Raw genomic sequence first — 21,111 nt, forward strand, 5'->3', positions numbered from 1 at the left:
GACAACCTCGACAGATCACTTTATTAAGCGCAATACATACGTCCTAGGAGTGGCTTGGAATCAGTTCGAGGGCAGCGCCTTATGGATTGGACGAACTAGACTTACTGCGCTTATGCGAGGCTGATGCAGTGCACGAGCAATAGCGCAATGCGAGCGGCCGTTTGCCATAACCACAGTTTCAACAGCCTGTCGGCAAATAGGCGGCGTGTGGCCTCATAGAAACTTGCTGGACCACAAGCTAAGAACAGCAGTACCAAGCAGGCCGTGAATTACCAGGAACCACACCTGAGCTTCGATTGTTTGTACGGCTCCTCACACTCACAACACTCGGGCTTCCTGTGCGCATTGTTGTAGAAATGATACCCCTTGTTGCCCTTCAAAAAAGTTACATATCGGCACACTAACCCAATCGGAACCTTACAAACAGTTGAATTTAAAGAATATTTTCATATTAATGAACATACAAAAATACAGAAGTGAATGACATTCACCAATTTAGGGTAAACCCTACCAATAGAATTCGTTGATGCATTAATTATTCCTCTGTGCACTGCAACTTATGCGGACTAGACGCAGATGGACGAGACAACTTCCTATCTTCCTCAATGTATTTGAGGTTGCCCTGGATTAGCAGGGTTAGAAGGAAACGAGCAAGTACAGTTCTTTCTTTGATGACGAAAGCATTACCGAAACGCAATGCTCGAGGGGAAAAACTCGTCTGTTGCGCATCAAACTGTGGGCAAAGAGATAACAATCCAATGGGAATTAACTGCGCCCTCTAACCACTGATCGTTATACGGCATTGTGGGGAAAATCCCTCCGACCGGGTTGATCAAGATAATGATCATCCTCTAGCCTCGTCAACCTTGATCAGAGGCGATCCTAGATGGCGAACGCAATGCTAATCGGCAATCAGTTTTGGACGGAAATGGCATTGCGCGAGGTTGTGAGTCAGCGGCCAGTCCCCTTTGCCACCTCAAGAAACTCGTACGGCTGACTGGCTGGCCGGAACTTCGCATGAAGAATACCGCACTGAGGCTCTGGCTCAGCAGCGTCGCAATGCCGCCATGCGAAACACGCGGAGAAAAAGCGCCTTGATCATTTCAAACGAGAATGTAGAGCTCTGGAAAATTCTAGAACATCTCCCTACAGAGGTGGTGTGGCTCAATCCAAGCTTACGTTGCAAATACGCTAATCTTCCCTTCAGCGATGTCTGCGGATTGTCGCAGCCTGAGCTGAAGGGGCAGCCCGTTCTAGGAGCATTACCCACGGAATGGCAACTCGCGCTTCTACCTGCCATCGAAAATGCCATTAACGGAAGAAGGTCGAGCGTCGAGTTTACGACTCAAAGCTCGCAGGGCGTCACAATGCACAAGCAGGCGGCTGTACTGCCGCAGCCGCGCGGGGAGCAAAGTTCCCAGTGCGACGTTTTGATATTAGTATCAGACCATACTGAGTCCGCCATGATGCGGCAGGCTCTGCGCACTTCAACCGATGCACTCGCAGATCTCAAAATCGCGTTGGACGCACACGCGATTGTGGCGGTGACGGATTCGCGAGGAATTATTACGTCCGTCAACGATAAGTTCTGCGCTATTTCGCAATTTCCGAGGCACGAGCTAATCGGAAAGACGCACCGCATCGTCAACTCTGGGATGCACCCGCCCGCCTTCTTCCGCGAGCTTTGGACAGCTATCTCTAGTGGGAAGATTTGGAGCGGGGATATTTGCAATCGCGCAAAAAATGGTTCCATCTATTGGGTGCAAACCACAATAGTCCCCTTTCTCAATACCTCCGGCAAACCGGTTCAGTACATCGCCCTGCGGGTCGATGTCACGCAGCGAAAACTTCTAGAAGAAGAGAGTGCTCGGCGCGCCTCGCTCGACGACCTGACCGGCATGCCAAACCGCCGGCTCATGAAGCAACGCCTGCAGGAAATGAAGATAGCCTGTTCTCGGACAGGATCGTTTGGCGCCTTGATGTTCTTGGACCTAGACAACTTCAAGGAGGTCAACGACACGCTCGGACACGAAAGCGGCGACGATTTGCTTATGCAGGTCAGTCAGAGGTTGGTGACCATACTCGATGACGCAGATACCGTCGCCCGTACTGGTGGAGACGAGTACGTCATTATTGCGGGCAATATGGGCCCCACAGAAGAGACTGCTGCCAACAGGGCTACTGCTCTAACGCAGGAAATACTTGAAGAATTTAAGCGACCATTCTATCTCCACCACGCAGAGGTTTATTCCTCCGCGAGCATTGGAGTGGTCTTGTTCTGCGACGACTCCATCTCCGACAGTGAAATCCTGAAGCATGCAGACATGGCGCTATATCAGTCGAAACAGCGCGGAAAAAATCAGTCGAGCCTTTTCGATCCCCAGCTCCAACAGCGCGTGCTGGAACGCGCCTCCATCCTATCCGATTTGCGAAACGCGACCGCGAATGAACAATTCCGGCTCTTTTACCAACCCGTCGTAGATATAGAAAGCAAGGTCATCGGTTATGAAGCGCTAATCCGTTGGTTCCATCCAACCCGGGGCGTAGTAATGCCCAACGACTTCATTCCCCTGGCTGAACAAAGTGGCCTTATTGTCGAGATTGGGACATGGGTTCTCCACAACGCGTGCGCACAATTGGGGCGATGGAGGGAAGGCCCTGAGAGCGCGCACTGGACGCTCGCTGTGAATATATGCGTCAGACAGATTAGAGATCCAAATTTTTTCTCAATCGTCACTCGTCTGATTGAGCAATATGGGATAGAACCCAGCCAGCTACGGCTTGAATTGACTGAGTCGATGTTTCACTCTCGCCCGGAACAGCTTGTGGAAATGATGGCCAAGCTCAAACAGATTGGGATTCGATTTTCGATGGATGACTTTGGCACGGGCTACTCCTCCCTCGCATTTCTCAAGGAAATGCCGTTTGACCAACTCAAGATTGACAGAGCATTCGTGACCGACCTTATGACTCATTCGAGAGGTAAGGCCATTGCGCAGATCATCCTTGACCTCGCCTATGCGTTGGACTTGCATGTTGTGGCGGAAGGCGTGGACTCGATCGAGCAGTTCCAATTCCTGAAAGAGCATGGCTGCCAAGCCTTTCAAGGATATTTCTTTGGCCGACCGGAGCCGCTACATGATGGATCCATGGCGCGATGACCCGTTCGGCAACCAAACGTAAGTTGGTCTGGACCGAACTCGCAGCGCACTGCCAATCGAAATCTCCTACTACAACGACCGCGCTGCATCCGCCAAATTCAGATGGTCAGCAACTCCGGAACTTTCGCGGTGTGCCGCCGTTAACACTAGTTCCGACCGAGACGTTCGTATCAATGCTAAATGACAATATCCGCGTACGCTGGCCGAAATTGAGCCACGAACTCGTACAGCTTGAGCATGTCCTCACATTGAAAGGACCGCAGGCGCAACTCCTCGTGCCTCAACACTTAGTTTATCCGGTAGCGGCGAGCATGACTGACCTGCGTAATCGTGGTGTCCATTGCGAGCCAATCCTTTCGTCAATCCGTGTCGATACAGCGCACTCAAATAAACAGATTGAATAGAAACTCCTTGTCACAGGAATATCGACATGAAGCGCCCAGAGGCCGCCCTATTTGATCAAGAGGTGATCAGTGAGTAAATAACGAATAAGTCCATTGAAATCAGTCGGATTCAACCGCACTTTCCCGCGCAGGTGGCTAAAACTCTTTTAGGGTCAAATTATGATAGAAAAAATACGCATCCGTACCGGGCTCGCTTGGGCCTTAGGGCTTTTCTTTGTTGCTTTGATGACCTCCACGCTCTTAGCGTCGTATGACTCAATGAAGTCGTACGAAGGCGTACGGCAGCTAAATCTTGTGTCCGTCGAACAGGTCGACCCGTTGTATGAAACGTATGGGCTTCTACTGAGATCCAGGGTTGCACTTGCGGGAGGGTTCGTCGAAATGACAGAGGGTCAGATGGATCGCTCCAGGGTGAGTTTGGAGCGCGCGACTGCGTTTCTTCATCAGGCGAAAGATTTTATCGAAAAATACATGGCAGTACCAAAAAGCGACGAAGGCAACCGTAGGGCGGGGGAAGTCGAGCGCACGTATAAAGCATACTCGGCAGCTATCGAAGGACAGGCTCAGGCCTTGGGAGCACGCTCCTCCTCCCAATATATCGCAGCGAATCTTCAGGCTCGCGAGGCGAATATCAACTTCGAGAAAGCAATGCGCCACTATTTCGAGCGCACTCAGGCGGTCAGTGAACATGAGCTGACCGATGCCGAACGTAGATATGACACTAGCCGGTTGGTCACTGTAATTCTCATCCTATTGGCCCTGAGCTTGGTGACGGCCTGTACCGTGTTTGTCCGTCGCGGTGTTCTGCAGCCGTTACGTAATGCTGCCTTGCAGTTCGACCGAATTGCACAGGGAGATCTTAGCGCCCATATCGCGCTGCGCTCCAAAAATGAGATTGGTGAGTTATTGACGGCCCTACGCCGTATGCAAGAAGGATTGAGCCGCACCATATCGCATGTGCGTCATGCCGCGCAGGAGATTGACATCGGCTCAGGCGAAATTGCGTCCGGAAATACCGACCTTTCTTCTCGGACAGAACAGCAGGCAGCGTCGCTGGAAGAGACGGCGGCGAGCATGGAGGAGTTGGCGTCAACAGTGAAGCAGAATGAGGAGAATGCTCAGCATGCCAATCAGCTTGCTATGCAAAGCAGTGGAGTTGCGATGCGCGGTGGCGAGGTCGTAAAGCAGGTTGTTAATACTATGCATGACATCTCAACCAGTTCACAAAAGGTAGCGGAAATCATAGGTGTGATAGACAGCATCGCGTTCCAGACCAATATCCTGGCCCTGAATGCAGCAGTTGAAGCGGCACGTGCTGGAGAACAAGGGAAAGGCTTCGCGGTGGTCGCTAGCGAGGTGCGCTCGCTAGCGCAACGTAGCGCCCAAGCGGCAAAGGAAATCAAGCAGCTAATCGACGAATCCGTCGCAAAGGTGGAGATTGGCTCGGCCCAAGCGGAAGAGGCAGGAGTCACGATGCAAGAGATTGTGGGATCTGTGCAGCGGGTCACAGACATCATGGGCGAAATCTCCGCCGCCTCGGAAGAACAGGCCAGCGGCATCAACCAAGTGAACGTTGCCGTATCGCAAATGGACGCAGTGACACAGCAGAATGCGGCACTTGTCGAGCAGGCGGCTGCCGCAGCCTCCTCGCTCAAAGATCAAGCCGGGGCCCTCGTGAGTGCAGTCGCCGTCTTCAAGCTCCCTTCGGCGCACGTCATCGATGCCCCCGAGGAGATCTCGGCGGCGGTTCCAGGCCATCGGGTTGCGGAACTCTCGATGCGTTAGGCGGCTCTGGGTTCATCGTCCTACACCCGATGAACCCCCGCGCCTCTCCTAGGAACACAGCTGAACACGGCCTGCGGCCGCAACGGCAACGCAGGTCGTGTCCTCCGTACCAACTCGTGGGCGTCGTCTTCCGCTGCAATCCCATACTTTCAATCCCTCGCACTAATGGTCGGACATGGACTTTTCAAGACTTCCTCAGCTGGCGACCTTCGTCCAGATCGCATCTCATCGGAGCTTCACTAAGGCCGCAGCCGAATTGGGAATAAGCAGAACGGCGGTCTCTCATAGCCTCGCCTCATTGGAAAAACGACTAGGCGTGAAGCTACTACAGCGGACCACACGGGACATGTCGCTCACAGATGCAGGAAAGCTGCTCGTCGAACAGCTACGCCCCGCACTCGCGGCCATTGATTCGGCGTTGCACAATATCCACGCCACTCAAGAGACACCGTCCGGGATTTTGAAGGTCAATACATCCCGTAGCGCGGCAAAATACTTTATCGAGCCCCATATGGGAGAATTCCTCGATAGATACCCCTTTTTGAGTATAGAACTCATCATGGACGATGGATTGGCGAACATCGTTGCCGAGAGCTGCGATGCAGGCATTCGCCTCGGGGAGAGCCTAAGTCCCAACGTAGTAGCCGTACCCATAACCGAAATGATGGAAATGGCAGTCGTCGCCTCGCCTGAATATTTGAAGCAGCATGGGACTCCTAAAACCCCCGCCGATCTCGCTACACACAATTGCATTTCGTACCGCCAAACTACTAGCGGTCTAGTCTTCAATTGGGAGTTCCATGAGCTGGGCGACGATGGGCGAGCGTTCACAATAACCCCCAATGGGCGCCTGGTAACAAACGATGATGAGTGTACGATACGCGCAGCATTACAAGGCCGGGGGGTAGCTCAACATATAGACTACGCAGTTCAGCAACATGTTGCGCAAGGTACGCTGGTGCGAATTCTGCGTTCTTGGAGCAGGCCTTTCCCAGGATTCTATCTATATACCCCCTCGCGAGATTTGCTTCCTCAGAAAGTCAAAGTATTGAAAGACTTTCTGATAGAAAAGCGTGAGGAGCGCTCTTCGAGTCAACGTTAACGAGGAAGATCGGTGCGAAGTACCGTTGACATACACTGAAACCCATCCAATTTTTTTCAAAGCTACTACGCCTGATGCAGTAAGATATTTCGCGCAAAGCAGCGGCTGGGCGCTGGTTGATATTCAGTGAACTCGTCGCGTAAATGCGATGGTGACGTTACACATGAAGATTACCAACGAATGGCTACTTCACTGGTAGACGGTCCGCGGCGCCTATACGAAGCGGCAGCTCGCTTTGTTGAACGTCTGCTGGCCCCCTAGGCGCGGCTGGAAACATGACGTTTTAGGAAAGGAACTCCCGGATACCGGTGCGCGCGAATTCGAATTAGCTTCCGGTAGAGTGACGGACATAGCAATCTGATCCGGCTGCTGAATATCTCATGTGCCTCGGGAGGTACTCGCGAAGATGCTGGCAGGAATTCTGACATTCCACGACCACAGGCCCACGTGACGTGTCTATCCAAACGCCCGCCTTCCAGCCATTTCTTGCCCTCTCTATGATCGCATCGAGGCCGAGCTGGCCGGCAGCTTCAGCTGCCGCCTCTTTCGCACGCTGATCCAAGTACTTTCCGGAGCCCGCCGCATTTTCCCGCAGCATACGCGAAAAACTGTAAACCGAGCGGTGAGATCGTTAGTACAGCCGGAGCATCACAGCACACCATAAGCTGCTCGCTATCTCGGCATCAAGGTCGACGATGCTCTTGAGATGGAAGAGCAAACCGAGGTTTGATGCGTCCTGGCCCGCGAACGGTCGCTTGTCGAACATTGCATGCGACACTGATTGATCCCGTCAGCTCAAAAATGACCGCGCTCATCCGGTCGCTTCCGGCCAGTTCCGGTCGTCCGCTTCAAGTGTAGCGATCGTTGTCAATCGTTACTCGGTTGGACGGGACCACTTATGCCGGGTCCATCTAACGTTTTCCAACGAGCTACTGTGTTAGTGCAATGGATGACGCCGGTGCCGTGTTGGCGATATTAAGGCCCATCGACAAACAGACCATTAAAAGCCGGAGGCGCATTGTCGACAACTGCTGAGATCACTTTTCCGCATACCACTCTTTAAAGTGATGACTGAATCGATGAGTCCCCTTGATTCCGTCAATACGGGTCTTGTGGATTAGGTGCCCGTTATTGGTGCGGATTTCAAACTCATACTGCTCTCGATCAACCAAGCCGGGAATGGACACCAAAATCACTCGATAGTCTTCAACATAAAGATTTTGATAATCATCGTCAAGATATCGTGGCTCTTTCTGATTTTCTTCCCGAGTCGGCCACCAGTAGGAATTGTCAATGGGATTTAGGACGTTTGGTTTGAAAATTCGGAAGAGGCGGTTGGGATTTCTGGTCGACTTGAATACAGCAAAGCTATGGATGACAGATGCAATGGAGCCTGGATTGAAGAGCACCAGCTTGACCAAGAAGTGTCCGTCCAGTTGTTCAGCGTTAATGTATTGGAGGACGATATTGCTACTTCGATGAAGTGCGCGGGTGACGCGATATGCTGACACTTGTGTCACCCGGTTCTTGATGGAGATGTAAAGCACGTAGAGGGAAATAAGCAAACCGATGATTGCGATGGCGAGCGTGATGAATTGCTGTGTCTCTTGATTCACGATGCGTAGTTAAACGGTTGATTGGCAGGAGCCTCGGGGAGCTCGTTGAATTAATCGGCGAACTTGTAGAAGTTCAGGATTATTTAATACGCGTTTCGAATATGCAAACGTGAACATTAATTTTCCTCCCGATTAATCACTGAGCGTCTGCTTCGGGTCGTTCCGTGACCCCTAACCACCCCGCAGATCGGCGTAGACCTAAAGAAAAGGCCCTTCACTCATAGGTGAAAGGCCTTTCGTTTTAGAACTGACTCAGAGCAGTTTATCCGCGTTTGAACAGGCGCTCGTGCATCCATCCATCATTGGTCAGGATGACTGCCGCCTTACCCTGTATCTCTCCCTGAGTCTGTTCCGCAAAATTCTTGTAATTGGCACGCAAGCCTTCCGATTTGGCCCAGTCATCTGCGCCTTCTACCTTGTAGCGGTAGTTCACCTGCGACAGCTTCACGCCCATCATGTCGCTGGGTTCAGTGAAGTTGCTCACTTCCACAACGGTGTACTTGCCGGTGCAGAAGGCATCTTGTCCAGCCATCGTGTTGGCACCATTGGCGACGAGGAATTTCTTGCCGGTGTCAGTGACTTGGTACTCGGTGGCCGGCTCCATCTTGTTGCCAAACATGGCTTTGACTTCGGTGTCTCGCTTCGTCAGCAGCCCGGCATCGACCAGCGCGTCAGCGCGCTTCTTGCTCTGACCGCCCAGCATGTCTTGATTCGCCAGGGTGAACGGCAAGCCCTTTGCAGGAATCGCAGCGCACAGGCCTTTCTGAGTATCCAGATATGCCTGTATGGCCTTGCTGAAGTTGCTCTTGTTGGCGTCCTTGGCGCTGCCGCACGCGGCAAGGGTAAGGGCAAGGCTACTGATGGCGACGATCTTGATTGCGGTTTGCAAAACTAGCTTCCTCCGTAGGTTAAGATAATCGGTTACTCATTATGGCAACGCGATGGAGCGATTATGCGTTGTTCTCTGTTTGGGAGTCGGCCTCACTCCGTTGTTTAGAAGTGGACGGCGCGCGACGCGCGAGGCGGTCCAGCTTCTGCACCAGGTCTTCGGCCCGCAGGTGCGTATAGCGCTTGAGCATCTGCATCGACTTGTGGCCGCTGATGGCCGACACCTCCTGATCGCTCAAGCCGGCTTCCACGAACCGGCTGACAGCTTCGTGTCGCAAGTCGTGAAAGCGGAAGTCTTCAAGGCCCGCTGCTCGCTTGGCATCGGTCCACGCTTTGTCGAACAGGTAGGGGCGTCGTATGCCATCCCGGCCGGGTTCGCCGAAGAACACCAGTTCGGTTTCGGCAGGTCGCAAGGGGTTGGCCAGTGCCTCGGTGAACACGCGCGTTGCCTCGGCAGTCAGTGGGACGGTGCGGGGCGAAGAGTTCTTGGTGTGCTCCAGCCGCACGACGCGCCGCTGGATGTCCACTTGCCGAATGCCTAGCGTCGCAATTTCGGACAGCCGCATGCCGGTCTGGACGGCAATACGGACGATACATCCGAACATCGGGTTCGAGTGCTTATCGACGGCTTGCAGCAGACGGTTCTGCTCTTCAGGAGTCAATCGCCGGTTGCGGCCCGAGCCGGGGGCCGGGCGGCGAATGTTGGACACGGGATTGAAGGGCAGGCCGATGCCCCATTCTTTGATCGCGACGGTGAACAGGTGGCCTAGCAGGGCCAGTTCCAAGCGTACCGTGTTGTTACTGCGAGGCCGTGGCTTGTCATTTTTGTCCGGGTCACCAGCCAGTCGCATGTCACGGAACTGCGCCACGATCTCGGCGTTCAATGCGGCCAGCGAGTACTTGCCAAGATGCCGGATGATGACCTGCGCCTTCTTGTGCTCGCCGGCTTGGGTCGAGGCCCGCTTGGTGGGTGTGACTTCTTTGAGGTAGCGGGTCAGTGCCGCTTCGACGGTCATGCGCTCGGCGGGTGCGCGCTGGATATATACGCCGCGCACCATTTCGTCTTCGGTACGGCGCGCCCAGTCTTCGGCGTCCCGCTTGGTACGGAACGTCTTGGCCGTGGCTGGCCAGCCGGTCTTGCGAATGAGGGCTTTCCAAGTGCCCGAGGAAGTCTTAACGATCGTAGCCATGAGTACTCCGTATGGGGCTAGCGCCGCATCACTGTACCGAAACTGTACCTGACCACAATTTTAGGAAAATCCCCCGGTGCGGGGCTTGTACTGCGAAATCTTCTAATGGCTTGAATTAGCAGAAGATTTGGAGATGGTGCCCGGGGCCGGAATCGAACCGGCACGCCTTGCGGCGGGGGATTTTGAGTCCCCTGCGTCTACCAATTTCACCACCCGGGCAAGGAGGTCGCGGACTCGTCCAGGTGACGGTCGCGGGAGAAGCGAAGACGGCGATTATATGCGGTCTGGAAAAAATTGTCAGGCGGCCAGGGGATCTGCCGCCTGACGGCGCCAGGTCCCGACGCTGCCTGCGGGCGTCTGCCAGGACCGGCGTTCTGGATGAAGCCTTACTTCTTCTCAGGCAGGAACCAGTTCATCACCAGCGCGCAGATGCCGCCGGTGGCGACGCCCGATTCCAGCACGTTCTTCACGGCGTGGGGCAGGTGGGACAGGATTTCCGGCACTTGCGACACGCCCAGGCCCAGGGCCAGGGAGACCGCGATGATGAGCAGGGCGCGGCGGTCCAGCTGGATGCCGGCCAGGATGTTGATGCCGGATGCGGCGACCGCGCCGAACATGACCATGGCGGCGCCGCCCAGCACGGGTTCGGGCACGGCCTGCAGGAGGCCGGCGACGGCCGGGAACAGGCCCAGCAGAACCAGCATGCCGGCGATCCACACGCCGACGTGGCGGCTGGCGATGCCGGTGAGCTGGATGACGCCGTTGTTCTGGGCGAAGACCGAGCTGGGGAAGGTGTTGAAGATGCCGGCCAGGAGCGAGTTGGCGCCGTTGACCAGGACGCCGCCCTTGATGCGCTGCATCCACAGCGGGCCTTCGACGGGCTGCTTGGAGACCTTGCTGGTGGCGGTGACGTCGCCGATGGCTTCCAGGGACGTGACCAGGTAGATGATCAGCATGGGAACGAACAGCGCCCAGGAGAAGCCCAGGCCGAAGTGCAGCGGGGTGGGGATCTGGAACAGGGCGGCCTCGCGGGCGCCGGTGAAGTCCAGGCGGCCCAAGTAGGCGGCGGCGATGTAGCCGACGGCCAGGGCCAGCACCAGGGCGGTGCTGCGTACCCACACGACCGGCACGCGGTTCAGCAGGATGATGGTGCCCAGCACCAGGCCGGACAGGGTCAGGTTCTCGGCGCTGGCGAAGGTGCCGTTGCCCATGGCGCTGTAGCCGCCGCCCATGCTGATGAGGCCAACCTTGATCAGGGTCAGGCCGATGAGCAGTACGACGATGCCGGTGACCAGCGGCGTGATCAGGCGCTTGACGAAGGGCAGGATGCGGCTGATGCCCATTTCGATGAAGGAGCCGGCGATGACCACGCCGAAGATGGCGGCCATGACGGTTTCGACCGGGGTGCCTTGCTTGACCATGACCGAGCCGCCGGCGATCAGCGGGCCGACGAAGTTGAAGCTGGTGCCCTGCACGATGAGCAGGCCGGCGCCCAGGGGACCGAAGCGCTTGCACTGGACGTAGGTGGCGATGCCGGAGATGACCAGCGACATGGACACGATCAGGGTGGTGTCGCGGGTGCTGACGCCGAGGGCCTGGCAGATCAGCAGGCCGGGGGTGACGATGGGAACCAGGATGGCCAGCAGGTGCTGCAGGGCGGCGACGAAGGCGACGGGAGGCGCGGGGCGGTCGTCGGGACCGTAGACCAGGTCGTGGCTGGGGTCGGCGTCGGACGCGTCGTGGGGGGCGGGTTGGGTCAGGGAGGCGGGTTGCATGGCGGATGGGCCGGCCAGGGGGCGGGGGGAGGGGGAGGAAAGTGCGGCATTTTAGCGGGGAAGGCCCCGCGCCGTCCGGGGACGGGCCAGGGAGGGATCGGGGACGGGCCGGGGTAGGGCTCAGCTGGGGGCAGGTTGAGGGCGGGTCGGGGCCGGGTTGAGGCCGATACCTCTGCCGATACCGCTGCCGCTGGTTAGAATCCCTGGTCGCCAATCAAGGGCCGTCAGCCTCCGCCTCTCCATGCAAAAACGCGCCAAGTGGACCGTGATTACCCTGGTCCTGTTCATCGTCGCGCTGCCGATGTTCCTGCTGTTCTGGCTGATGGACGGCGACGATTTCGCGGCGGTGGATCGCGGGCAGTCCTACGGCAACAGTATCTACAAGAACCATCAGGGCAACGTCTACGCCGCCGTTCCCAGCAACGGCTACTACCGCATGGACGAGGCCGAGCCGGCCAGTTTCGCGGTCTTCGATACGGGGGCCTTCGACGGCAGGCAGGCGGCCCGGGACCAGCGCCACGTGTATTGCGGCAACCAGGTCCTGCCGGATATGAAGCCGGCGACGACGCGCTACCTGGGCAACAGCTACTTCAGCGACGGCGCGGCCACGTATTTCTGCTCGATGCACAGCGTGCGCAACGAGGAGCTGGGCATGCTGGACGAGTTCTGGCAGAAGGTCCTGTACCGCGCGGACGCCGGCCCCAAGCCGCAGACCTACCTGTATCCCTACGTCGCCCTGCCGGCCAGCGCCCGGCCCTACCGGCCGCTGCTGGACCGCGAGCTGGCCACCGACGATGCGCGCGTGTTCTACCGCGGCCGTGAAATGCCACAGGCGGATCCGGCCTCGCTGCGCCGCCTGCCGGCGGGCAGGGATGGCGACGTGCGGCCCAGCGACGACTTCTTCGCCGATGGCCGCCGCGTCTATTTCCACGAGCAGTTGCTGCCGCTGCCGGACGATCCCGCGCTGTACACCTTCATGGTGGGCGACCTGTACCGCCAGCCCTATCTGCGTGACCCGCGCGACGGCATGGTGTACGTGGGCGCGCAGCCCTTCGACGCGGCGCACGCGCCGTACCGGCTGCTGAGTGAGCACGGCCGGCATGTTTACCAGGCGCTGTTCCGCAGCAAGGACGGCATCTATTTCTACAACTCGCAGACGCGGCAGGTGGAGCGGGCCGGCGACGATCCGTTGGCCTCGGGCGCATATGTCGCGCTGTCGCCCTACGTGTACACGGATGGCAGGCAGACGCTGTTCCTGCAGGCGCAGGAAGCCTGGGCCCGCAACTCTCGGGGCGGCGGTGGCGGGCTGGTGTCCCGCTCCACCTTGATCAACCAGCTGACGGATGCGCCGGCTGGCGAATGGAAAAAGCGCGGCGCGGTTTATCACAACTTCGGCACGGTCTGGCAGAAGGGCGAGACGCTCTATTACCTGGACGAGCTGGGGCCTACGCAGCTGATCTTCCATTCGATCTACAAGATCATGGACCGCGACGCGGCGGAGTTCCTGTTGGGCTCGCAAGAGACGCGGCAGATCACGACCAACGATATCCGCAAGCTGATCCGGGCAGGCAAGCTCGCGGTGCCGCAGAACGAAACCGTGCTGGAAGCCAAGACGCGCTACCGCAAGGTCTTCTCGATTTTCTAGGACAGGACAGGCGGCGATGAGTACGACGGTGCTTCTGTTTCTGATCGGGCTGGTGGCGCTGGGCCTCTGCGGCCCGCTGGTGGGCATGGCCGCGGTCAAGCGCGCCTATCCGTTCCTGATCAAGGACGGCCATCTGGTGGCGGGGCGCGTGGTCAGCAAGCGATACCCCCTGGGCGACATCGATCGCGTGGTGTTTTCAGCAGAGGGATCGGAGCGGGCCCGATACGTGGGTGTCTTCGTGGTCCGGACGCGGCAGGCCGGCAGCAGCGGGAAATACGTGTTCAGCGTGGACAACATCCGCTTCCGGCGCGCGCCGCGGGAAGAGCTGGAGGCCTATATCGAGACGCTGCGGAAGCAACTGGCGGACAACGGCATCGCCAGCGAGTACCGCGGCTGAAGCTGCCGGGGCTGCCAGGGTCCAATATTCGGGGTCGGATGATGGAGGCAGACGGCAGACGGCAGACGGATGGGCAGACAGGCAGACAGACGAGTGGACAGACAGGCGGGTAGGCAGGTAGGCGGGTAGGCAGGTAGGCAGGTAGGCAGGTAGGCAGGTGGAGGCGGCGGGCATGCAGCAGACAGGAACCGGATGGGCAGCAGATGAGCGCCACATGCGCCGCCCCTGCGCCGCCCACGGTCCGGCCCTTGAAAGTGCGCGATTGGCCCCCACATCAGTAGGGTTTCCCGGCGGCCGCGCGGGCCGAACGTCCCGGCAGCCAATCATTGTCCCCAATTTATTTACCTAGCCACGTAGAACTATGAGCCAAACCGCCACGCCTTCCACGTCCGAAACCCTGGGGTTCCAGGCAGAGGTGAAGCAGCTGCTGCACCTGATGATCCATTCGCTGTACAGCAACAAGGAAATCTTCCTGCGCGAGCTGGTGTCGAACGCGTCGGACGCCTGCGACAAGCTGCGCTTCGAGGCCATCGACCGCCCCGAGCTGCTGGAAGGCGACGGCGAACTGGCCATCACGGTCAGCTACGACAAGGCGGCCCGCACCATCACGATCTCCGACAACGGCATCGGCCTGTCGCGCGAAGAAGCCGTGGCCAACCTGGGCACGATCGCGCGTTCCGGCACGCGCGAGTTCTTCTCGCAGCTGACCGGCGACAAGCAGAAGGATGCGCAGCTGATCGGCCAGTTCGGCGTGGGCTTCTATTCCTCGTTCATCGTGGCCGACAAGGTCACGGTGGTCAGCCGCCGCGCTGGCGCCACGGATGCGATCCAGTGGGAATCCGACGGCCAGGGCGAATTCACCATCGCCGCCGCGGAAAAGGCCACGCGCGGCACAGACGTCACGCTGCACCTGCGAGCCGACGAAGACGAATTGCTCAACGGCTGGAAGCTGCGCGAGATCCTGCGCCGCTACTCGGACCACATCTCCCTGCCCATCCGCATGGCCAAGGAAGAGTGGGACCAGGAAAAGGGCGAGCAGGTCAAGACCGAAGAACTGGAAACGGTGAACCAGGCCAATGCGCTGTGGGCCCGCAACAAGTCCGACGTGACGGAAGAGCAGTACCGCGAGTTCTACAAGACGGTGTCGCACGACTACGACGACCCGCTGGCCTGGACCCACAACCGCGTCGAAGGCCGCAGCGAATACACCCAGCTGCTGTACGTGCCCAAGCACGCGCCCATGGACCTGTGGGACCGCGACGGCCGTCGCGGCGTGAAGCTGTACGTCAAGCGCGTCTTCATCATGGACGACGCCGACCAGTTGCTGCCCTCGTACCTGCGCTTCGTGCGCGGCGTGATCGATTCGGCCGACCTGCCGCTGAACGTGTCGCGCGAAATCCTCCAGGAAAGCCGCGACGTGCGCGCCATCCGCGAAGGTTCGGCCAAGCGCATCCTGTCGCTGCTGGAGGACCTGGCCGAGAACCGCAAGGACGACTACGCCACGTTCTGGTCCGAATTCGGCCAGGTGCTGAAGGAAGGCGCCGGCGAAGACCAGGCCAACCTGGAACGCATCGCCAAGCTGATGCGCTTCGCCTCGACCCACTCCGGCGACCAGGCGCAGACCGTTGCCTTCGCCGACTACGTATCGCGCATGAAGGAAGGCCAGGACAAGATCTACTACGTCACGGCGGACACCTTCGCCGCGGCCAGCAACAGCCCGCATCTGGAAATCTTCCGCAAGAAGGGCATCGAAGTCCTGCTGCTGTCGGACCGCGTCGACGAATGGATGCTGTCCTACCTGCGCGAATTCGACGGCAAGTCGCTGGTGTCGGTGGCCAAGGGCGGCCTGGATCTGGCCGAGCTGGCCGATGAGGAAGAAAAGAAGCACCAGGCCGAAGTGGCCGAGGACTTCAAGCCGCTGGTCGAGCGCCTGCAGAAGACCCTGGAAGACCAGGTCAAGGAAGTGCGCGTCACCCTGCGCCTGGTGGACTCGCCGGCTTGCGTGGTGGTGGGCCAGAACGAACTCAGCCCGCACCTGCTGCGCATGCTGAAGGCCGCCGGCCAGGAAGCGCCCAACGTCAAACCGGTGCTGGAAATCAACCCCGAGCACCCGCTGCTGGCGCGCATCCGCGCCGCCGAGGACGGCGAGTTCGACCAGTGGGCCCGCCTGTTGCTGGACCAGGCGCTGCTGGCCGAAGGCGCGCAGATCGCCGACCCGGCTGCGTTCGTGAAGCGGCTGAATGCGTTGCTGCTGAAGTAAGCGGGAAGTAGCTCAAGAAGAAAAGGCGCCTGTGACAGGCGCCTTTTTTTAATGGCCGGAACATGGCCATACTGTGAGGAGAAAACGTCCGCTTTTTTCGTGAGCGGCATGGGAAGGCGAGGTGGGCGGGCGGAACTGTGTGAGTATTCCCGCTCGGGAAGTTGCCACGGATTTCTTGATGGAAGTCCCCATCAACTGACCGTACGGTAATTTCTGGAGCTGCCGATGATCACAGAACCTCCTCTCCAAGTTTTCCCTGTCACGATCCGTACCTCGATCGAGGTAGGTGCATTTGTGAAGAGAACGCGCCGCTCGCAAGGCTTGCTGCAAATGGATCTGGCGGGCTTGTCAGGGTCGGGAAACCGGTATGTCGTGGATCTGGAAAGGGGCAAGCCCACACTGCAACTGCAGAAGGTGCTGGACATGCTGGATCTGCTGGGTTTCGAGGTGCAGGTAGTGCCCAAACGTGCGCGTCTGCCGTGATTGCAGGAGGAGGCGGAAAAAGCCGCGTCGCCGACCGCCTTCCTCTATCTAGATCCTCCCCGTCAGGACGCCTCCTCGCCCCGTATCACCACCGCATCCAGCGCCACCACCCCTTGCCCCTCGGGCAGCGCCAGCAAGGGATTGATCTCCATCGAACTGAAGTCCTCGCGGCGCGCGTGGGCGTAGCGGGAAAGGGCCGCCAGCGCGTCGGCCAACGCGTCGATGTCGCAGGGCGGCGCACCGCGCGCGCCTTGCAGCAGGGCGTAGCCCTTGATCTCGCGGATCATGGCCAGGGCTTCGTCGCGGCCGAAGGGGGCCAGGCGGAAGCTCACGTCCTTGAGCACTTCGACGAAGACGCCGCCCAGCCCGAACATGACGACCGGGCCGAACACCGGGTCGCAATGCACGCCCGCGATGCACTCCACGCCCTTGGGGGCCATGGGGGCGACCAGCACACCGTCGATGCGGGCGTCGGGCCGGTGCTGGCGCACGGCGGCCATGATGTCGGCATAGGCGCGCCGCACGGCGTCTTCGCCGCGGACGTTGAGCTTCACGCCGCCCACGTCGCTTTTGTGCGTGATGTCAGGCGATACCACCTTGAGCACAACGGGCACGCCGCCACTCGCGGCATCGCGGTCGGCCTCCAACGCGGCGACGGCGCGCACGGCCGCGTCGGCGTCGGCGGCCAGCGTGCAGGGCGAAGCCGGCAGGCCGGCCTGGCGCAGCAGCTCCATGGCCTGGACTTCGTTGTAGGCGTCCAGGAGCGGCGGCGTGTCCGCCGCCGCGGCCGCGGGGGATTCGTCATGCGCGTCGCTGTCCGCATGGGCAGCCAGCCCGGCCACCGCGCCTATGGTGCGGACGGCGGCGCTGGGATCGGCGAAGACCAGGCAGCCCAGGCGTTCCAGTTCGCGGCGGCGCGCGGGCGGAAACAGCGCGCTGATGGCCAGCGGCACGTCGGGGTGACGGGCCTGCATCTGCCGCGCGAAGGCCTCGAAGGTGGGCCACAGGGCTTCGGAAGACCCGGCGGCGGCCAGGAAGACGGCCAGGGCGTCGTAACGGCCGTCGGCCAGCATGTCGTCGGCGGTGGCCAGCAGCAGCCCGGGTTCGGACACGGCCTGGCCCGTGACGTCGACGGGATTGCGGCCGCTGGCGAAGGGCACGCGCTCCAGCAGGCGGGCCTGCGCGTCGGCGGCGGGTTCGGGCAGCGCCAGGCCGGTGTCGGCGGCCTCGTCGGCCATCAGCGCGCCCACGCCGCCGGAGATGGTGAAGATCCCCAGGCGCCGGCCTTGCGGCGGGTGCTTCCAGGTGTCCAGCGCATAGCCCAGGTTGAAGAATTCCTCGATGGTGCGCGCGCGCAGGGCGCCGTACTGGCGGAACAGCGCGTCGTACACCGCGTCGTCGCCGGCCAACGCGGCGGTGTGCGAGGCGGCGGCCTGCGCGCCGGCCTGGGTGCGGCCGATCTTGGTGACGACCACGAGCTTGCCGGCCGCGCGCGCCGCAGCCAGGGCGCGGCGCAGCTTGGCGCCGTCGCGGCAGCCTTCCATGTAGGCCATGATGACGCGGGTATCGGCGTCGTGCGTCAGCCAGGCGATGCAGTCGGCGACGTCGATGTCGGCCTCGTTGCCGGTGCTGATCCAGTGCGACAGGCCCAGGCCGCGTTCGCGCGCCATGCTGTAGGCATAGGCGCCGAAAGCGCCGCTCTGCGACACCATGCCGATACCGCCGGGAGCGACCACGCCGTTGGCGGGGGCGGGCGAGAAAGTGGCATAGACATTGCGCCGCACGTTCATGAAGCCCAGGCAGTTGGGCCCCAGCAACCGGATGCCGCGTTCGCGCGCGATGGCGCAGAGTTGCGCCTGTTGCGCGGCGCCTTGCGCGCCGGTCTCGGAAAAGCCGGACGTGAACACCACGGCGGCGCCGACCTGGCCGGGCCGCGCGCGCTCCAGCGCCTGCGCGGCATGGGCGGCGGGCACCGCCAGGATGGCCAGGTCCACCTCCGCATCCACGGCGTCCAGGGCCGCCACGGCGGGCAGGCCGGCGATGCTGTCCGCGCGCGGGTTGACGGGGATGATGCGGCCGGCATAGCCGTGCTGTTGCAGCAGGCTCACCGGCATCGCGCCGATCTTGCCGGGCGTGGCCGAGGCGCCGACGATGGCGATGGCTTGCGGGTTGAAGAGGCGGGAGAGCGAAGCGTCGGGAAGCTGGGTCATGGTGTGGCGATGAGCAATCAGGAGTAGCGCACGACGCTGCGGCCGGTGCTGCCGCGTTCGAGCATGGCGGCCAGCGCTTGCGGCAGGTCTCGGGGTTGGATGACGCGGGCGATCAGGTCCAGGCGCGCGGGGCGGTATTCGGCGGCGAGCTTGTTCCAGACCTGACGGCGCAAGGGCATGGGGCTGTTGGCGTTGATGCCCAGCAGCTTGACCCCGCGCAGGATGAAGGGGATGACCGAGGTCGGCAGTTCCGCGCCGCCGGCGTTGCCGAAGGCGGCGGCCACGCCGTCGGGCTTCAGGCTGGCCAGCGCGTGGGCCAGCAGCGGGCCGCCCACGGAATCGACCACGCCGGCCCAGCGCGCGCTCAATAGCGGCTTGATGCCGGCCGACAGGTCGGGCGGCGCGATCACCTCTTGGGCGCCCAACGAGCGCAGATAGGCTTCCGCGTCCGGCTTGCCGGACATGGCGCAGACGCGGTAACCGCGCTGGCTCAGGATGTCGATGGCGACGCTCGCGACGCCGCCGGTGGCGCCGGTGACCAGCACCTCGCCTTGCTCCGGCGTCAGTCCGCAATGTTCCATCCAGTGCAGCGACAGGGCGGCGGTATAGCCCGCCGCGCCCAGCACGGCGGCGTCGCGCAGCCCGATGCCGGCGGGCAGCGGCAGCACCCAGTCGTGGCGCACGCGGGCGTACTCGGCATAGCCGCCGTCGCAATCCACGCCGATGCCGAAGCCATGCACTACTACCTCCTGGCCCGGCGCCAGCGCCGGATCGGCGGAATGCACCACCGTGCCCGACAGGTCGATGCCGCCGATGCGCGGATACTCACGGATGATGCCGCCGCGTCCGGCCTGGGCCAGCGCGTCCTTGTAGTTGAGGCCGGCGTAAGCCACCTTGATGAGCGTGTCGCCCGCGGACAGCTGGGCCGCGGACAAGGTTTCGTAGCGGCCTTGTGGGGGCTGTCCCGCCGCGCCCGCGTGCAGGCGGTAGGCCTGGAATTCGGGGTTTTGCATAGTCGTCTCCTTGAGGGCTCAGGCCAGCAGCCGGCGCGCCAGCGTGGCGCGGTGCAGTTCGTTGGCGCCGTCGTAGATGCGGAAGGGGCGCATTTCCTGCCAGACCATGGACACGGGCGTGTCGTCCGACAGGCCCGATGCGCCCATCATCTGCACGGCGCGATCGGCCACGCGGTTCACGGCTTCGGACACGAAGACCTTGGCCATGGCGCTGTGCTGTTTGACCGACAGCCCTTCGTCCATGCGGCCGGCGCAGTCCAGCGTCATGAGACGGCTGGCGTGCAGGTCGATGTGCGAGTCCGCCACCATGGCCTGTATCTGCTGCAGATCGGCCAGGCGCGAACCGAAGGACTCGCGTTGCGTGACATAGGCCTGCGCCGTCTCCAGCGCGCGCCGGGCGCGGCCGATGTAGCGCATGCAGTGTGACAGCCTGGCCGGCTCCAGCCGCAGTTGCGCATATTCCAGGCCGTGGCCGGGTTCGCCCAGCACCGCGTCGCCGCCGACCTCGCAATCCTGCAGCACGATCTCGGCGTGGCCGCCGATCTGGTAGCCCGTGACCATGCCGATGTCGCGCACCACGCGGTAGCCCGGCGTGTCCGCGGGCACCAGGAACAGCGTGACGCCGCTCTCGGCGCGGGCCAGCACCAGCGCAAAATCCGCGCCCACGCCGCCGCTGATGAATTGCTTGTGGCCGTTCAGTACCCAGCGCGCGCCGCGCCGCTCGGCGCGCGTGCGCAGCATGGACGGGTCGGAGCCGGCGCCCGGCGCGGGTTCGGTCATGGCGAAGCAGGCCCGCTGCGCGCCCTGCACCAGCGGCGCCAGGAAGCGTTCCTGTTGCTCGGGATTGCCCAGGCGCAGCAGCGTCAGCATGTTGGGCTGGTCGGGCGCCGCGCAATTCAGCGCGGCGGGTCCGAGGAAGCCGCGCCCGGCTTCTTCCAGCACCTGGGCCAGGCTGCGCCAGCCGAGTCCCAGCCCGCCCCATGCCTCGGGCAATTGCGGCGTGTACAGGCCGGCCTCGCGGGCCTGTACACGCAGGCGGGCGACGCAGCGGTCCAGCGCGGCCACGTCGCGGGCGATGGCGGGGGACTCGGCGGGTATCGCCACCTCGTCGACGAAGCGGCGCACGCGCGCGCACAGGTCTTGCAGGGCGTCGCCGCCGTTGCGTTCTTGCTTGGACTGCAT

The 21,111-nt window shown here is 60.9% G+C and carries 14 protein-coding genes and 1 tRNA gene; 7 read left to right on the forward strand and 8 right to left on the reverse strand.

Annotated features, from left to right (window positions below):
• Positions 1 to 968: 968 nt before the first annotated feature.
• The 3 genes from HWY37_RS02055 to HWY37_RS02065 all read left to right on the forward strand — a co-directional run bounded on the left by HWY37_RS02055 (position 969) and on the right by HWY37_RS02065 (position 6,452).
• Positions 969 to 3,161 (forward strand): sensor domain-containing protein, encoded by a 2,193-nt coding sequence (locus HWY37_RS02055; RefSeq protein WP_176087759.1) that lies wholly within the window; start codon positions 969 to 971, stop codon positions 3,159 to 3,161.
• Positions 3,162 to 3,724: 563 nt separating this feature from the next.
• Positions 3,725 to 5,350 (forward strand): methyl-accepting chemotaxis protein, encoded by a 1,626-nt coding sequence (locus HWY37_RS02060; RefSeq protein WP_176087760.1) that lies wholly within the window; start codon positions 3,725 to 3,727, stop codon positions 5,348 to 5,350.
• 175 nt (positions 5,351 to 5,525) lie between these two features.
• On the forward strand, positions 5,526 to 6,452 hold the full coding sequence (locus HWY37_RS02065) for a LysR family transcriptional regulator (RefSeq protein WP_176087761.1): 927 nt from the start codon (positions 5,526 to 5,528) through the stop codon (positions 6,450 to 6,452).
• Positions 6,453 to 7,489: 1,037 nt separating this feature from the next.
• Here the strand turns inward: HWY37_RS02065 and HWY37_RS02070 are convergent.
• From HWY37_RS02070 to HWY37_RS02090, 5 genes are all read right to left on the reverse strand, one after another.
• A complete protein-coding gene (locus tag HWY37_RS02070; protein ID WP_176087762.1) occupies positions 7,490 to 8,068 on the reverse strand; it encodes a hypothetical protein in 579 nt (192 codons plus the stop codon).
• A gap of 262 nt (positions 8,069 to 8,330) precedes the next feature.
• On the reverse strand, positions 8,331 to 8,957 hold the full coding sequence (locus HWY37_RS02075) for a hypothetical protein (protein WP_176087763.1): 627 nt from the start codon (positions 8,955 to 8,957) through the stop codon (positions 8,331 to 8,333).
• Positions 8,958 to 9,018: 61 nt separating this feature from the next.
• Complete coding sequence (locus HWY37_RS02080) at positions 9,019 to 10,146, reverse strand: site-specific integrase (RefSeq protein WP_176087764.1); 1,128 nt, start codon at positions 10,144 to 10,146, stop codon at positions 9,019 to 9,021.
• Positions 10,147 to 10,280: 134 nt separating this feature from the next.
• A tRNA-Leu gene (locus HWY37_RS02085) sits at positions 10,281 to 10,365 on the reverse strand.
• Positions 10,366 to 10,532: 167 nt separating this feature from the next.
• A complete protein-coding gene (locus HWY37_RS02090; protein ID WP_175207126.1) occupies positions 10,533 to 11,921 on the reverse strand; it encodes a uracil-xanthine permease family protein in 1,389 nt (462 codons plus the stop codon).
• Between the two features lie 241 nt (positions 11,922 to 12,162).
• Here HWY37_RS02090 and HWY37_RS02095 point away from each other — a divergent pair, with 241 nt between their 5' ends.
• From HWY37_RS02095 to HWY37_RS02110, 4 genes are all read left to right on the forward strand, one after another.
• Positions 12,163 to 13,566 carry a DKNYY domain-containing protein gene (locus tag HWY37_RS02095; RefSeq protein ID WP_176087765.1) on the forward strand — a complete coding sequence of 468 codons (1,404 nt, stop codon included), beginning with the start codon at positions 12,163 to 12,165 and terminating at the stop codon, positions 13,564 to 13,566.
• A gap of 16 nt (positions 13,567 to 13,582) precedes the next feature.
• Positions 13,583 to 13,963 carry a hypothetical protein gene (locus HWY37_RS02100; RefSeq protein ID WP_176087766.1) on the forward strand — a complete coding sequence of 127 codons (381 nt, stop codon included), beginning with the start codon at positions 13,583 to 13,585 and terminating at the stop codon, positions 13,961 to 13,963.
• A 361-nt stretch (positions 13,964 to 14,324) separates the two neighbouring features.
• The gene (gene htpG / locus HWY37_RS02105; protein ID WP_175207123.1) at positions 14,325 to 16,223 is read left to right on the forward strand and encodes a molecular chaperone HtpG; all 1,899 of its coding nucleotides are present in this window, start codon (positions 14,325 to 14,327) and stop codon (positions 16,221 to 16,223) included.
• Between the two features lie 225 nt (positions 16,224 to 16,448).
• Positions 16,449 to 16,706: a helix-turn-helix domain-containing protein gene (locus HWY37_RS02110; protein ID WP_175207122.1), complete on the forward strand. Its 258-nt coding sequence runs from the start codon at positions 16,449 to 16,451 to the stop codon at positions 16,704 to 16,706.
• A gap of 62 nt (positions 16,707 to 16,768) precedes the next feature.
• On the opposite strand, the gene HWY37_RS02115 is transcribed toward HWY37_RS02110, so the two are convergent.
• Genes HWY37_RS02115 through HWY37_RS02125 form a run of 3 tightly spaced genes read right to left on the reverse strand, consistent with a single transcriptional unit; the run spans position 16,769 to position 21,111 of the window.
• Entirely contained in the window at positions 16,769 to 18,916 is a 2,148-nt protein-coding gene (locus HWY37_RS02115; protein WP_176087767.1) for an acetate--CoA ligase family protein, read from the reverse strand.
• A 17-nt stretch (positions 18,917 to 18,933) separates the two neighbouring features.
• Complete coding sequence (locus HWY37_RS02120) at positions 18,934 to 19,929, reverse strand: acrylyl-CoA reductase family protein (protein ID WP_176087768.1); 996 nt, start codon at positions 19,927 to 19,929, stop codon at positions 18,934 to 18,936.
• Between the two features lie 18 nt (positions 19,930 to 19,947).
• The gene (locus tag HWY37_RS02125; protein ID WP_176087769.1) at positions 19,948 to 21,111 is read right to left on the reverse strand and encodes an acyl-CoA dehydrogenase family protein; all 1,164 of its coding nucleotides are present in this window, start codon (positions 21,109 to 21,111) and stop codon (positions 19,948 to 19,950) included.

The organism is Achromobacter anxifer (assembly GCF_903652925.1).
Taxonomy (GTDB): Bacteria; Pseudomonadota; Gammaproteobacteria; order Burkholderiales; family Burkholderiaceae_B; genus Achromobacter; species Achromobacter anxifer.